This window comes from Citrobacter sp. On2M (assembly GCF_018035235.1).
Lineage (GTDB): Bacteria > Pseudomonadota > Gammaproteobacteria > Enterobacterales > Enterobacteriaceae > Citrobacter > Citrobacter meridianamericanus.
The window spans coordinates 134,791-149,365 of sequence record NZ_WPCV01000006.1 but is presented as its reverse complement, the minus strand read 5'-3'; the positions used below and the strand labels follow the sequence as shown (position 1 = coordinate 149,365).

The window sequence follows — 14,575 nt, the reverse complement described above, 5'->3', positions numbered from 1 at the left end:
CTGGCGGCTGTAGCGCGGTGGTCCCACCTGACCCCATGCCGAACTCAGAAGTGAAACGCCGTAGCGCCGATGGTAGTGTGGGGTCTCCCCATGCGAGAGTAGGGAACTGCCAGGCATCAAATAAAGTGAAGAAGCCCATCCTGCCGGATGGGCTTTTTTGCGTCTGTGCGCCGTGAAATCCGCCGGCTGCGGCGTCCGGAAGTACGGCTAGCCGTGTACGAGGCTGAGTAACGGGTACGGTCGTCCGAGATCGTCCACTTCTGTCCGTCCCGTCACGTTAAATCCCATCTTTTTATAGAATCCAACCGCCTGCTCATTCTGTTCATTAACGTTGGTCGTTAGCATTGAAGTCATTGATAAAGCATGTTCAATGAGTAACTTACCAATACCACGACCACGTGCATCCGGGTCGACGAACAGGGCATCCATATGCTGATCGGTCAGAAGCATAAAGGCGATAGGCTCATCTTGTTCTGTCACTGCAACCCATAGTGGAGCTTCTGGTAAAAATGAACGTACCAGCTCTTCCAGCTCAATGCGATAATCCGGTGAGAGAAAATGGTGCGTCGCATCGACTGAACGACCCCAGATAGATACGAGCTTATCGCCTTCGTCCTTACGCGAACGACGAATGGTAAAGGGCATAGCATTCTCCTTTTTTCTTTACTGCACTATTCTGCAGCAAGGGGCCGTGAAACTTTCTCAACTTGAGGATGCAGGCTCGACATTCGCATGATTCCTGGGTATCTTTAGCTGTCTGGATGTCTAAACGTTTAAACGTATGTAGTGAGGTTATCAGGTTATGCCAATTCGCGTGCAGGACGAGCTACCCGCCGTCAATTTCTTGCGTGAGGAAAACGTCTTTGTCATGACGACATCCCGCGCTTCCGGTCAGGAAATTCGACCACTGAAGGTGCTCATCCTCAACCTGATGCCCAAGAAGATTGAAACGGAAAACCAGTTCCTGCGCTTACTGTCTAACTCACCGCTACAGGTAGATGTTCAGCTATTGCGCATCGATGCCCGGGAGTCACGCAACACCCCTACGGAGCATCTGAATAACTTTTACTGTAATTTCGAGGATATCAGCGATCAGAACTTTGACGGACTGATCGTGACCGGCGCGCCGTTGGGTCTGGTTGAATTTAATGACGTGGCTTACTGGCCGCAGATTAAACAAGTGCTTGAATGGGCCAAAGATCACGTTACCTCGACGCTATTTGTCTGTTGGGCGGTACAAGCCGCGCTGAATATCCTGTACGGAATTCCTAAGCAAACCCGTACAGATAAACTCTCAGGCGTTTATGAGCATCATATTCTGCACCCACATGCACTACTGACGCGTGGATTTGATGATGCGTTCCTGGCTCCGCATTCGCGCTATGCCGATTTTCCTGCTGCACTTATCCGGGACTACACCGATCTCGAGATTTTTGCCGAGACAGAAGAGGGAGATGCTTACCTGTTTGCCAGCAAAGATAAACGAATTGCCTTTGTGACGGGTCATCCTGAGTATGACGCTCATACGCTCGGCAGTGAGTATTTTCGTGATGTCGAAGCGGGCCTAATGCCGGAAGTACCCTATAACTACTTCCCGAAAGATGACCCGCAAAACAAACCGCGGGCAACCTGGCGTAGCCACGGCAATCTGTTGTTTACTAACTGGCTCAACTATTACGTCTACCAGATCACGCCATATGATCTGCGTCACATGAATCCAACGCTGGATTAATCTTCTGTAGCAGACGATCCTTAAGCGTTTCAGCATGTTGAATCAGGCACCTTCGGGTGCCTTTTTTATTTCCGAAATGCACCTCACCATGTAATTAAATTTTATTTATATTGTTATCAATGAGTTAATTGACATTTAAATTAAAAATGGAAATTGTTTTTGATTTTGAAAATTAAATGAGTAGTCTTAGTTGTGCTGAACGAAAACCGCACAACGATCCTTCGTTCGCATTGGGGATGTGTTTGGATCAATGACGAGGAACTACGCAATGAATCAACAGGCAACGACAACCGATGAACTGGTCTTCACCAGGCCGCGTGGCGAACAGGAGCAACAGATTCTGACCGCTGAAGCGGTGGAGTTTCTGACCGAATTGGTGACAAGATTTACACCAAAACGCAATAAACTTCTGGCTGCACGTATCCAGCAGCAGCAGGATATTGATGACGGTAAGTTGCCTGATTTTATTTCGGAAACGGCTTCCATTCGTGAGGGCGACTGGAAAATTCGCGGTATTCCTGATGATTTACTGGATCGCCGCGTAGAGATAACCGGGCCTGTTGAGCGCAAGATGGTCATCAACGCGCTGAACGCAAATGTCAAAGTCTTTATGGCTGATTTTGAAGATTCGCTGGCTCCTGAGTGGAGCAAAGTAATCGATGGGCAGATCAACCTGCGCGATGCGGTCAATGGCACCATTAGTTACACCAACGAAGCCGGTAAAATTTATCAACTTAAACCCAATCCGGCCCTGTTGGTGTGTCGCGTTCGTGGTTTGCACTTGCCGGAAAAACACGTCACCTGGCGTGGTGAATCCATCCCGGGCAGCCTGTTTGACTTTGCCCTCTATTTCTTCCACAACTACAAAACGTTGCTGGCAAAAGGTAGCGGCCCTTACTTCTACCTGCCAAAAACGCAGGCCTGGCAAGAAGCAGCATGGTGGAGCGAAGTGTTCAGCTATGCAGAAGATCGCTTTAATCTGCCGCGCGGCACCATCAAAGCGACTCTGCTGATTGAAACTCTGCCGGCCGTCTTCCAGATGGACGAAATTCTGCACGCGCTGCGAGACCATATTGTCGGCCTGAACTGCGGTCGCTGGGACTACATTTTCAGCTATATCAAAACGCTGAAGAACCACCCGGATCGCGTGTTGCCGGACCGTCAGGTGGTGACGATGGATAAGCCATTCCTCAGCGCCTATTCACGCCTGCTGATTAAAACCTGCCATAAACGCGGCGCGTTCGCGATGGGCGGTATGGCGGCGTTCATTCCCAGCAAAGATGCAGAACGTAACAACCAGGTGCTGACCAAGGTAAAAGCGGACAAAGCGCTGGAAGCCAATAACGGTCATGACGGCACATGGATTGCTCATCCGGGACTGGCTGATACCGCAATGGCGGTGTTCAACGACGTGCTCGGTGAAAACAAAAATCAGCTGTTCGTGACCCGTGAAGAAGATGCGCCGATTACCGCAGAACAACTGCTGGCGCCTTGTGAAGGTGAGCGTACTGAAGAAGGTATGCGCGCCAACATCCGTGTCGCAGTGCAGTACATCGAAGCGTGGATCTCCGGTAATGGCTGCGTACCGATTTACGGTCTGATGGAAGATGCGGCCACAGCCGAAATCTCCCGTACCTCCATCTGGCAGTGGATCCACCACCAGAAAACGCTCAGCAATGGCAAACCGGTGACCAAACCGCTGTTCCGCCAGATGCTGGCCGAAGAGATGCTGGTGATTCAGGACGAGCTGGGCGAACAGCGCTACAGCAGCGGACGTTTTGACGATGCCGCGCGCCTGATGGAGCAAATCACCACATCAGATGACTTAATCGACTTCCTCACCCTGCCAGGTTACCGCCTGCTTGCGTAATCCACCACATAACAATATGGAGCATCTGCACATGAAAACCCGTACTCAACAAATCGAAGAATTACAGAAAGAATGGACTCAACCGCGTTGGGAAGGCATTACCCGCCCATATAGCGCGGAGGAAGTGGTGAAATTACGTGGCTCGGTCAACCCGGAATGCACGCTGGCACAGCTTGGCGCGGCGAAAATGTGGCGTTTGCTGCACGGTGAATCGAAGAAAGGGTATATCAACAGCCTCGGTGCGCTGACCGGCGGCCAGGCGCTGCAGCAGGCGAAAGCCGGTATTGAGGCGGTCTACCTTTCAGGCTGGCAGGTGGCGGCAGATGCCAACCTGGCGTCAAGCATGTACCCGGATCAATCGCTGTATCCGGCGAACTCCGTCCCGGCAGTGGTGGATCGAATCAACAACACATTCCGTCGCGCCGATCAGATCCAATGGTCAACCGGTATTGAACCGAACGATCCGCGCTATGTGGATTACTTCCTGCCGATCGTTGCCGATGCGGAAGCGGGTTTTGGCGGTGTACTGAACGCGTTTGAACTGATGAAGTCGATGATTGAGGCTGGTGCAGCGGCCGTTCACTTCGAAGATCAGCTCGCATCGGTGAAAAAATGCGGTCATATGGGTGGCAAAGTGCTGGTACCGACTCAGGAAGCTATCCAGAAACTGGTGGCGGCCCGTCTGGCGGCCGACGTTATGGGCGTTCCGACGCTGGTGATTGCGCGTACCGATGCTGACGCAGCCGACCTGATTACTTCTGATTGCGATCCCTACGACAGCGAGTTCATCACCGGCGAACGCACCAGTGAAGGGTTCTACCGTACACATGCGGGTATTGAGCAGGCGATTAGCCGTGGTCTGGCCTACGCACCGTATGCGGATCTGGTGTGGTGTGAAACCTCCACGCCGGACCTCGAACTGGCGAAGCGCTTTGCCGATGCTATTCATGCCAAATTCCCTGGCAAACTGCTGGCCTACAATTGTTCACCGTCGTTTAACTGGCAGAAAAACCTGGATGATAAAACCATTGCCAGCTTCCAGCAGCAGCTGTCAGATATGGGATACAAATATCAGTTCATTACCCTGGCGGGCATCCACAGCATGTGGTTCAACATGTTCGACCTCGCACACTCCTATGCGCAGGGTGAAGGCATGCGCCACTACGTTGAGAAGGTTCAGCAGCCAGAATTTGCGGCGGCGAAAGACGGTTACACCTTTGTATCCCATCAGCAGGAAGTGGGCACTGGTTACTTCGATAAAGTTACCACCATCATTCAGGGCGGTACTTCCTCGGTGACCGCACTGACCGGCTCGACTGAAGAATCGCAGTTTTGATCAATGCCCGGTGGCGCTGCGCTTACCGGGCCTACGAAGGGATGTAGGCCGGATAAGCGAATGCGCCATCCGGCATGACGTTGTGCCGGATGGGAGAAATCAATGACGCGTGGCCTGGAATTACTGATTGCTCAGACGATTTTGCAAGGTTTCGACGCCCAATACGGGCGTTTTCTGGAAGTCACCTCCGGCGCGCAGCAGCGTTTTGAACATGCCGACTGGCATGCGGTTCAGCAGGCGATGAAAAGCCGTATTCACCTTTATGATCATCACGTCGGTCTGGTGGTGGAGCAGTTGCGCTGCATTACTGACGGTAAAAGCACTGATGCGGATTTTTTACTTCGCGTGAAAGAGCATTACACCCGGCTATTACCGGATTACCCGCGCTTCGAGATTGCGGAGAGCTTTTTTAACTCCGTTTACTGCCGGTTATTTGACCACCGCTCGCTGACTCCCGAGCGGCTGTTTATTTTCAGTTCTCAGCCAGAGCGCCGTTTTCGCACGATCCCACGCCCGCTGGCGAAAGACTTTTTCCCTGATTCAGGTTGGGAGTGGCTGCTCACACGCGTCCTTAGCGATCTGCCCTTGCGTCTACCGTGGCAGAACAAACATCGGGATATCCACTACATCATTGAGCACCTGACCGAAACCCTCGGTGCGAATGTGTTGCAGGGCTGCCATTTACAGGTGGCGAATGAACTGTTTTATCGTAATAAGGCCGCCTGGCTGGTCGGTAAGCTGATTACCCCTTCCGGGACGCTGCCGTTTTTATTGCCAATTCACCGGACAGACGAAGGTGAATTGTTTGTCGATACCTGCCTGACCACGACGGCGGAGGCGAGCATTGTGTTTGGCTTTGCCCGCTCCTATTTCATGGTGTATGCACCGTTGCCGGCCGCACTGGTGGAGTGGCTGCGCGAGATCCTGCCCGGTAAAACCACCGCGGAATTGTATATGGCGATTGGCTGTCAGAAGCACGCCAAAACCGAAAGCTACCGTGAATATCTGCTGTATCTTGCCCATTGCGATGAGCAATTTATCGAAGCGCCGGGGATCCGCGGCATGGTCATGCTGGTGTTTACCCTGCCGGGCTTTGATCGGGTGTTTAAAGTTATCAAAGATAAATTTGCCCCGCAAAAAGAGATGTCTGCAGCCCACGTCCGCGCTTGTTATCAACTGGTCAAAGAGCACGATCGCGTTGGGCGAATGGCTGACACCCAGGAGTTCGAAAACTTTGTGCTGGATAAACGGCAAATCGCCCCGGCGCTGATGGCGCTGTTGCTACAGGAAGCCCCGGACAAAATTACCGATCTCGGCGATCAGATTGTCATTCGCCATTTGTATATCGAACGGCGCATGGTGCCGCTGAATATCTGGCTGGAGCAGGTCGAAGGCCAGCAACTGCGCGATGCCATTGAAGAGTACGGCAACGCGATTCGTCAGCTGGCCGCCGCCAATATTTTTCCCGGCGATATGTTGTTTAAGAACTTTGGCGTGACCCGCCACGGGCGCGTGGTGTTCTATGACTACGACGAAATTTGCTATATGACGGAGGTGAATTTCCGCCATATCCCGCCACCGCGTTACCCGGAAGATGAGATGAGCGCTGAACCGTGGTACAGCGTATCTCCAGGGGATGTTTTCCCGGAAGAGTTTCGCCACTGGCTGTGTGCTGACCCGCGTATTGGTCCGCTATTTGAAGAGATGCACGCTGACTTATTCAACGCCGACTACTGGCGGGGTTTGCAAACGCGGATCCGTGAAGGGCATGTGGAAGATGTTTACGCCTATCGGCGCAAGCAGCGGTTTTGTGTGAGGTTTACATAATTGTCTGTAGGCCGGGTAAGGCGTAGCCGCAACCCGGCAATGCCATCTTAGCGAAAGCCACCATACGCCAGCGTTACTTCTTTCGCCGCTTTGATCGCCATGGCGCCAAACTCGGTCACGCGATCGTCGGTAATGCGCGAAATCGGACCGGAGATGGAAATGGCGGCAAACGGCTGGCGGTGCTCGTCATAAATGCATGATGCCACGCAGCGCAGGCCCAGCGCATGTTCCTCATCATCAAAGGAATACCCGCGCTTACGCGTCTGGGCGAGATCCTCTTTCAGATGCACCGGCGACACCAGCGTGGCGTGGGTGTATGCGTGCAGCCCTTTACGGTGCAGCAGCCCAGTCACCTGTTCTTCGCTCAGCTGGGATAAAAACGCTTTACCCGCACCGGAGGCGTGCATCGGCAGTTTGCCGCCGATGGGTGCAGACATGCGCATCAGTTGGGTACACTGCACCTGGTCGATAATAATCGCCTGATGGTCGCTTTGATCCAGCACGGCGAGGTTGACCGTTTCACCGGAATCTTCCATCAGTTTGCGCAGTATTGGGTGGACAATCGCCAGCAGATTGCGACTTTGCAGAAAGCTGCTGCCGACAATAAACGCATGCGCGCCCACGGCCCAATGCCCTAATTCACCGACCTGACGAACAAATCCCTGCTGCTGCATGGTGGTCAATAATCGGTGAGTCGTGGAGTTTGGCAGGCCGGCCTGCTGCGCCAGCTCGGTCAGCGCCACGCTGCCGTTGGATTCCGCAATCCACTCGAGCAGTTTCAGGCCGCGCGTCAGGGACTGAACCTGCCCGGTTGCGGGCGCAGTGGTAGCGGCGGGTTTTCTACCGCGTTTCGCGGGAACGGGGGCAACCATGGCAGACTCCTTTTCTGTATCGTGGAAATCATTTTCGTTTTATTCAAATATAATGCAAGAATTCCTGTACTGATCGGATGAGTGAAGCTGAACATGTCTCATGTTGGCCGTTGTTCTCTTTTCCGCCTCTCAGGTTTGTGCCAGTATGGTCTGTTGAGTTTTTTTCGGTCTGGTTGAGCGTTGTCGGGAGCGAGTGTGAGCAGCAAAGTTGAACAATTACGTCAGCAGTTAAATGAACGTATTCTGGTGCTGGACGGCGGTATGGGCACCATGATCCAGGGATATCGTCTGAGTGAAGAGGATTTCCGCGGCGAACGCTTTGCCGACTGGCCGTGCGATCTGAAAGGCAACAACGACCTGCTGGTGCTCAGCAAACCGGAAGTGATCGCTGCGATTCACAACGCCTACTTCGAGGCGGGTGCGGATATCATCGAGACCAACACTTTTAACTCCACGACTATCGCCATGGCGGATTACCAGATGGAATCCCTGTCGGCGGAAATCAACTTTGCGGCAGCCAAACTGGCGCGCGCGGCAGCAGACGAATGGACGGCGCGTACGCCAAATAAACCGCGCTACGTCGCGGGCGTGCTTGGCCCAACCAACCGTACGGCGTCTATATCGCCCGACGTCAACGACCCGGCTTACCGCAATATTACCTTTGATCAGCTGGTGGCCGCCTACCGGGAATCCACCAAAGCGCTAGTGGAAGGCGGCAGTGACCTGATCCTGATTGAAACTGTATTTGATACCCTGAATGCCAAAGCCGCTATTTTCGCGGTAAAAACCGAATTTGAAGCGCTGGGCGTTGAGCTGCCGATTATGCTCTCCGGCACCATCACCGACGCTTCTGGCCGTACGCTCTCCGGTCAAACCACCGAAGCGTTTTATAACTCGCTGCGCCACGCCGACGCGCTGACTTTTGGTCTGAACTGCGCCTTAGGGCCGGATGAACTGCGCCAGTATGTGCAGGAACTGTCGCGTATTGCCGAATGCTACGTTACCGCACACCCGAACGCCGGGCTGCCGAACGCCTTTGGCGAATACGATCTTGATGCCGACACTATGGCGGCGCAAATTCGCGAGTGGGCCGAAGCGGGCTTCCTGAATATTGTTGGCGGCTGCTGCGGCACCACGCCGGAACACATCGCCGCCATGAGCCGCGCAGTGGACGGGCTGCCGCCGCGCAAACTGCCGGAAATCCCGGTGGCCTGCCGCCTGTCTGGCCTCGAACCGCTGAATATCGGCGATGACAGCCTGTTTGTGAACGTCGGCGAAAGGACCAACGTTACCGGCTCAGCGAAGTTTAAGCGCCTGATCAAAGAAGAGAAATACAGCGAGGCGCTGGACGTCGCCCGCCAGCAGGTAGAAAGCGGCGCACAGATTATCGATATCAACATGGATGAGGGGATGCTCGACGCCGAAGCGGCGATGGTTCGTTTCCTTAACCTGATTGCCGGTGAACCGGATATCGCCCGGGTGCCGATCATGATCGACTCCTCAAAATGGGACGTTATCGAAAAAGGGCTGAAGTGCATTCAGGGCAAAGGCATCGTTAACTCCATTTCGATGAAAGAGGGGGTTGAGACCTTTATTCATCACGCGAAGCTGCTGCGTCGCTACGGTGCGGCAGTGGTGGTGATGGCCTTTGACGAGCTGGGCCAGGCCGACACACGCGCGCGCAAAATTGAGATCTGTCGTCGCGCCTACAAAATTTTGACCGAAGAAGTCGGCTTCCCACCGGAAGATATTATCTTTGACCCGAACATCTTCGCGGTCGCGACCGGCATTGAGGAACACAACAACTACGCGCAGGACTTTATCGGTGCCTGTGAAGACATCAAACGCGAACTGCCGCATGCGCTGATCTCCGGCGGCGTTTCTAACGTGTCGTTCTCGTTCCGTGGCAACGACCCGGTACGTGAAGCCATTCATGCGGTATTCCTCTACTACGCCATTCGCAACGGCATGGATATGGGGATAGTCAACGCCGGACAACTGGCGATCTATGACGACCTGCCCGCCGGGCTGCGTGATGCGGTTGAAGATGTGATCCTCAATCGTCGTGACGATGGCACCGAGCGTCTGCTGGAGCTGGCCGAGAAATATCGCGGGAGCAAAACCGACGAGACTGCCAATGCCCAGATGGCGGAATGGCGCAGTTGGGACGTGAAAAAGCGCCTCGAATACTCGCTGGTGAAAGGCATAACCGAATTTATTGAACTGGATACCGAAGAAGCGCGCCAGCAGGCCGCGCGTCCGATCGAGGTGATTGAAGGGCCATTGATGGACGGCATGAACGTGGTTGGCGACCTGTTCGGCGAGGGCAAAATGTTCCTGCCGCAGGTGGTGAAATCCGCCCGCGTGATGAAGCAGGCGGTGGCCTACCTCGAACCGTACATCGAAGCCAGCAAAGAGAAAGGCTCCAGCAATGGCAAAATGGTCATCGCGACCGTGAAGGGCGACGTGCACGACATCGGTAAAAACATCGTCGGCGTGGTGCTGCAGTGCAACAACTACGAAATCGTCGACCTTGGCGTGATGGTACCCGCGGAGAAAATCCTCAGAACCGCGCGTGAAGTGAATGCCGATCTGATCGGCTTGTCCGGGCTGATTACCCCGTCGCTGGATGAAATGGTCAACGTAGCGAAAGAGATGGAGCGTCAGGGCTTCACTATTCCGCTGCTGATTGGCGGCGCGACCACCTCGAAAGCGCACACGGCGGTGAAAATTGAGCAGAACTACAGCGGCCCGACGGTGTACGTACAGAACGCCTCGCGTACCGTAGGCGTAGTGGCCGCGCTACTCTCTGACACTCAGCGCGATGACTTTGTCGCTCGTACGCGTAAAGAGTACGAAACCGTGCGTATCCAGCATGCGCGTAAGAAACCGCGTACCCCGCCGGTAACGCTGGCTGCCGCGCGTGAAAACGATTTGGCGTTTGACTGGGAAAATTACACCCCGCCGGTGGCGCACCGCCTCGGCGTACAGTCAGTCGAAGCCAGCATCGAAACGCTGCGTAACTACATCGACTGGACGCCGTTCTTTATGACCTGGTCGCTGGCGGGAAAATATCCGCGCATTCTCGAGGATGAAGTGGTGGGTGAAGAGGCGAAGCGCCTGTTCAAAGACGCCAACGACATGCTGGATAAACTCAGCGCAGAGAAGACCCTGAATCCGCGTGGCGTGGTGGGGTTGTTCCCGGCCAACCGTGTCGGCGATGACATCGAGATTTACCGTGACGAGACGCGGACGCACGTCATCAACGTGAGCCATCACCTGCGTCAGCAGACGGAGAAAGTCGGTTTCGCCAACTACTGCTTGTCTGACTTTGTCGCGCCGAAACTGAGTGGCAAAGCAGATTACATTGGGGCTTTCGCAGTTACCGGTGGTCTGGAGGAAGATGCGCTGGCGGACGTCTTCGAAGCCCAGCATGACGACTACAACAAGATTATGGTGAAAGCGATCGCTGACCGTCTGGCGGAAGCCTTCGCAGAATACCTGCACGAGCGCGTGCGTAAAGTCTACTGGGGCTATGCGGCGAATGAGAACCTCAGTAATGAAGAGCTGATCCGCGAAAACTACCAGGGCATTCGCCCGGCACCGGGCTATCCGGCGTGCCCGGAACATACCGAAAAGGCCACCATCTGGGAACTGCTGGATGTGGAGACGCACACTGGAATGAAGCTCACCGAATCCTTCGCGATGTGGCCTGGTGCGTCGGTATCTGGTTGGTATTTCAGTCATCCGGACAGCAAGTACTACGCCGTGGCGCAAATTCAGCGCGATCAGGTTGAAGATTACGCCTTCCGTAAAGGCATGAGCGTGGCGGAAGTCGAGCGTTGGTTAGCGCCTAATCTGGGTTACGACGCTGACTGAGCCACAAAACTGTCATCTTTATTTACAACAAACAGGGCACTCAATGAGTGCCCTGTCTCTTTATTACGTTTAAACCCTTATACTGAAAGAAGGCTTCGGCCTCAGGAACATATAACGATAAGGAGTACCTGATTCCGTGTTAACTCTGTTACACCTGCTTTCTGCCGTCGCGATGCTGGTTTGGGGTACGCATATTGTGCGTACCGGTGTGATGCGCGTCTTCGGCGCTCGTTTACGCACCGTACTCAGCCGTAGCGTTGAAAAGAAACCGCTCGCCTTCTGTGCTGGCATCGGCGTCACTGCCCTGGTGCAAAGCAGTAACGCTACCACCATGCTGGTGACTTCGTTTGTCGCGCAGGATCTCGTGGCGCTCACTCCTGCGCTGGTGATTGTGCTCGGTGCCGACGTGGGGACCGCGCTGATGGCGCGTATCCTGACCTTCGATCTCTCCTGGCTGTCGCCGCTGCTGATTTTTATCGGCGTGATCTTCTTTCTCGGACGGAAACAGTCCCGCGTGGGACAACTTGGGCGGGTCGGCATTGGGCTGGGATTGATTTTACTGGCACTGGAGCTGATTGTGCAGGCGGTAACGCCGATCACCCAGGCTAACGGCGTACAGGTTATTTTCGCCTCACTTACCGGCGATATCATGCTCGATGCGCTGATTGGCGCCATGTTTGCGATTATCAGTTACTCCAGCCTGGCGGCGGTACTGCTGACGGCTACGCTGACCGCCGCAGGCATTATCTCGTTCCCGGTAGCGTTGTGTCTGGTGATTGGTGCCAACCTCGGCTCTGGTCTGTTGGCGATGCTCAACAACAGTGCTGCGAATGCTGCTGCCCGTCGTGTGGCGCTCGGCAGTCTGCTGTTTAAGCTGGTGGGCAGCCTGATTATCCTGCCGTTTGTTCATCCGTTGGCGAATTTGATGGATGAGCTACCGCTGCCGAAATCCGAACTGGTTATCTACTTCCACGTCTTCTACAACCTGGTACGCTGTGTGGCGATGGTACCGTTCGCTGAACCGATGGCGCGTTTTTGTAAGCGCATCATCCGCGATGAACCGGAGCTGGACGCGCATCTGAAGCCCAAGCATCTGGACGTCAGCGCGCTGGATACGCCAACGCTCGCTCTCGCCAATGCCGCCCGCGAAGCGCTGCGCATCGGTGATGCGATGGAACAGATGATGGACGGGTTGAAGAAGGTGATGCACGGCGAGCCGCGCGAAGAGAAAGAGTTGCGCAGGATGGCGGATGACATCAACGTGCTGTACACGGCGATTAAGCTCTATCTGGCGCGGATGCCAAAGGATGAACTGGCGGAAGAGGAGTCACGCCGTTGGGCGGAGATTATCGAAATGTCGCTCAACCTCGAACAGGCATCCGATATCGTCGAACGTATGGGGAGTGAGATTGCTGATAAGTCGCTGGCCGCCCGTCGGGCATTCTCTGTGGAAGGGCTGAAAGAGCTGGATGCGCTTTACGATCAGCTGCTCAGCAATCTGCAACTGGCGATGTCGGTGTTCTTCTCGGGCGATGTGACCAGTGCCCGTCGTCTACGCCGCAGCAAGCACCGTTTCCGTATTCTCAACCGTCGTTATTCGCACGCGCACGTTGACCGACTGCATCAGCAGAACGTGCAAAGCATCGAGACCAGTTCCCTGCATCTGGCGTTGTTGGGCGATATGCAGCGTCTGAACTCGCTGTTTTGCTCCGTGGCCTACAGCGTGCTGGAACAGCCGGATGAAGATGATGAGCGCGACGATTACTAACTGAGTCAATGCCGGATAGCACTGCGCTTATCCGGCATCAGACAACCAATCAATTAAAAGCAGTGACCCGCCTCAACGGCAACCGCCTCTTCACCCGCTTTAAAGATATATGTGGTGTTCGGGCCGCCGAGCACAGATTGACCGTTGCTTACCTTAATCCAGTTACCTTCCGGCAAGCCAATCACCGTCAGCTCTGGCGCAACCACCAGCAGCTCGCGAATACGCTGTTCACGTGTTTCGCCTTTGTGACCTTCCGGCAGCGCGTTGGTGAAATGTGGGTTAATCTGCAGCGGGAACAGACCCAGCGCATCAAAGCCTTTGGGATCGACAATTGGCATGTCATTGGTGGTGCGGATGGTCTGGCAGGCAAGGTTGGAACCCGCGCTCCAGCCAATGTACAGCGCCCCGCGCTTGACGACATCGACAATCGGCGACAGCAGCCCACGCTCGCGGCTCTCTTTCAGCAACTGGAAGGTATTACCCCCGCCGACAATCACCAGCTCTGCATTTTCAATGGCAGCAATCGGATCGGCAACGGTATGAATGCCTGTAACATTGACGCCCATTGGCGCAAAGATGGCTGCCGTTTTCGCCGTGTACTCATCCCAGGTTTGCGTCACGCCGGCGAACGGAATAAACACCGCCGTACGGCGACCATTCAGTTGCTCAGCAATCAGCGGCAGCGCATGTTCCATCCATCCTTTGCCCGGCAGCGTCGAGTTACTCAATAAAAGCAGTTCCATCATTTCTCCCTGTAATCAGAAAATTACAAACCGCGCTAATGCTACCACTATCAGCCTGACGCCTTACTGATATGGCTCACGATGTTGGAAGGGGGACAGAAGCTATGGCTATTTTTTAAGTGTCAATCCAATACCGAGCGCCTTCATCACAGCCAACGTGGTTTTTCAGCGTCGGATTTCCTTTCTCACTAAACGAGCGATAGAGTTGTTCGCGGGATAATCCCGTTTCTGCCGCGATGTTCGCCATTCCCTTCGCGCGTGCCACCACGCCCAACGCTTTTGCAATGTACGTTGCTTCGCCTGTTTCGAGGGCATCCGCCATAAATAGAGCAATTTCTTCAGCATCAACCAGCGCAGCAGCGGGATCGTACTGAGTAAGCTTATTCATGGCGGAATGTCTCCTGATAGTCCAGTGAACGGGCGAGCATTCCTCAACAGGTTTAACATCGCCAGCTAAACCATTCGCCAGTCGGAAAAGGCGTGCGGCAATGAGCGTTTTGGCCCTGCGATTCCATAGATTCTGCTCCCAGCGTTGGAAAACCGTGGTC

General features: G+C 54.4%; 9 protein-coding genes, 1 rRNA gene and 1 pseudogene. 7 read left to right on the top strand and 4 right to left on the bottom strand.

Going from position 1 to position 14,575, the window contains the following annotated elements; genetic code table 11:
* A 5S ribosomal RNA gene (rrf, locus tag On2M_RS22570) occupies window positions 1-115 on the top strand.
* Between the two features lie 92 nt (window positions 116-207).
* Here rrf and On2M_RS22565 read toward each other — a convergent pair.
* Window positions 208-645 carry an acetyltransferase gene (locus On2M_RS22565; protein ID WP_187253997.1) on the bottom strand — a complete coding sequence of 146 codons (438 nt, stop codon included), beginning with the start codon at window positions 643-645 and terminating at the stop codon, window positions 208-210.
* A 157-nt stretch (window positions 646-802) separates the two neighbouring features.
* Between On2M_RS22565 and metA the strand changes: the two genes are divergently transcribed.
* The 4 genes from metA (at window position 803) to aceK (ending at window position 6,765) form a co-directional block, all read left to right on the top strand.
* Window positions 803-1,732, top strand: coding sequence for a homoserine O-succinyltransferase (gene metA / locus On2M_RS22560; protein ID WP_151224594.1), 930 nt, complete (start codon window positions 803-805; stop codon window positions 1,730-1,732).
* Between the two features lie 268 nt (window positions 1,733-2,000).
* Complete coding sequence (gene aceB / locus On2M_RS22555; protein WP_210905482.1) at window positions 2,001-3,602, top strand: malate synthase A; 1,602 nt, start codon at window positions 2,001-2,003, stop codon at window positions 3,600-3,602.
* 31 nt (window positions 3,603-3,633) lie between these two features.
* Window positions 3,634-4,938 carry an isocitrate lyase gene (aceA, locus tag On2M_RS22550; RefSeq protein ID WP_016155323.1) on the top strand — a complete coding sequence of 435 codons (1,305 nt, stop codon included), beginning with the start codon at window positions 3,634-3,636 and terminating at the stop codon, window positions 4,936-4,938.
* A gap of 102 nt (window positions 4,939-5,040) precedes the next feature.
* Window positions 5,041-6,765 (top strand): bifunctional isocitrate dehydrogenase kinase/phosphatase, encoded by a 1,725-nt coding sequence (gene aceK / locus On2M_RS22545; RefSeq protein WP_210905481.1) that lies wholly within the window; start codon window positions 5,041-5,043, stop codon window positions 6,763-6,765.
* Window positions 6,766-6,812: 47 nt separating this feature from the next.
* On the opposite strand, the gene iclR is transcribed toward aceK, so the two are convergent.
* Window positions 6,813-7,637: a glyoxylate bypass operon transcriptional repressor IclR gene (gene iclR / locus On2M_RS22540; RefSeq protein WP_003031613.1), complete on the bottom strand. Its 825-nt coding sequence runs from the start codon at window positions 7,635-7,637 to the stop codon at window positions 6,813-6,815.
* 195 nt (window positions 7,638-7,832) lie between these two features.
* Between iclR and metH the strand changes: the two genes are divergently transcribed.
* Both metH and On2M_RS22530 read left to right on the top strand, forming a co-directional pair.
* A complete protein-coding gene (gene metH / locus On2M_RS22535; RefSeq protein ID WP_210905480.1) occupies window positions 7,833-11,516 on the top strand; it encodes a methionine synthase in 3,684 nt (1,227 codons plus the stop codon).
* A gap of 136 nt (window positions 11,517-11,652) precedes the next feature.
* Entirely contained in the window at window positions 11,653-13,284 is a 1,632-nt protein-coding gene (locus tag On2M_RS22530) for a Na/Pi cotransporter family protein (RefSeq protein WP_003031618.1), read from the top strand.
* A gap of 53 nt (window positions 13,285-13,337) precedes the next feature.
* On the opposite strand, the gene pepE is transcribed toward On2M_RS22530, so the two are convergent.
* Window positions 13,338-14,027, bottom strand: a complete 690-nt coding sequence (gene pepE, locus On2M_RS22525) for a dipeptidase PepE (protein ID WP_151218102.1) — start codon at window positions 14,025-14,027, stop codon at window positions 13,338-13,340.
* Window positions 14,028-14,135: 108 nt separating this feature from the next.
* Window positions 14,136-14,415: pseudogene (locus tag On2M_RS22520) on the bottom strand (addiction module antidote protein).
* Between the last annotated feature and the right edge of the window lie 160 nt (window positions 14,416-14,575).

Bases quoted from the DNA above. Each gene is read 5' to 3' on its own strand.
- On2M_RS22565 (WP_187253997.1), bottom strand. From the start codon at position 645: ATGCCCTTTACCATTCGTCGTTCGCGTAAGGACGAAGGCGATAAGCTC.
- metA (WP_151224594.1), top strand. From the start codon at position 803: ATGCCAATTCGCGTGCAGGACGAGCTACCCGCCGTCAATTTCTTGCGT.
- aceB (WP_210905482.1), top strand. From the start codon at position 2,001: ATGAATCAACAGGCAACGACAACCGATGAACTGGTCTTCACCAGGCCG.
- aceA (WP_016155323.1), top strand. From the start codon at position 3,634: ATGAAAACCCGTACTCAACAAATCGAAGAATTACAGAAAGAATGGACT.
- aceK (WP_210905481.1), top strand. From the start codon at position 5,041: ATGACGCGTGGCCTGGAATTACTGATTGCTCAGACGATTTTGCAAGGT.
- iclR (WP_003031613.1), bottom strand. From the start codon at position 7,637: ATGGTTGCCCCCGTTCCCGCGAAACGCGGTAGAAAACCCGCCGCTACC.
- pepE (WP_151218102.1), bottom strand. From the start codon at position 14,027: ATGGAACTGCTTTTATTGAGTAACTCGACGCTGCCGGGCAAAGGATGG.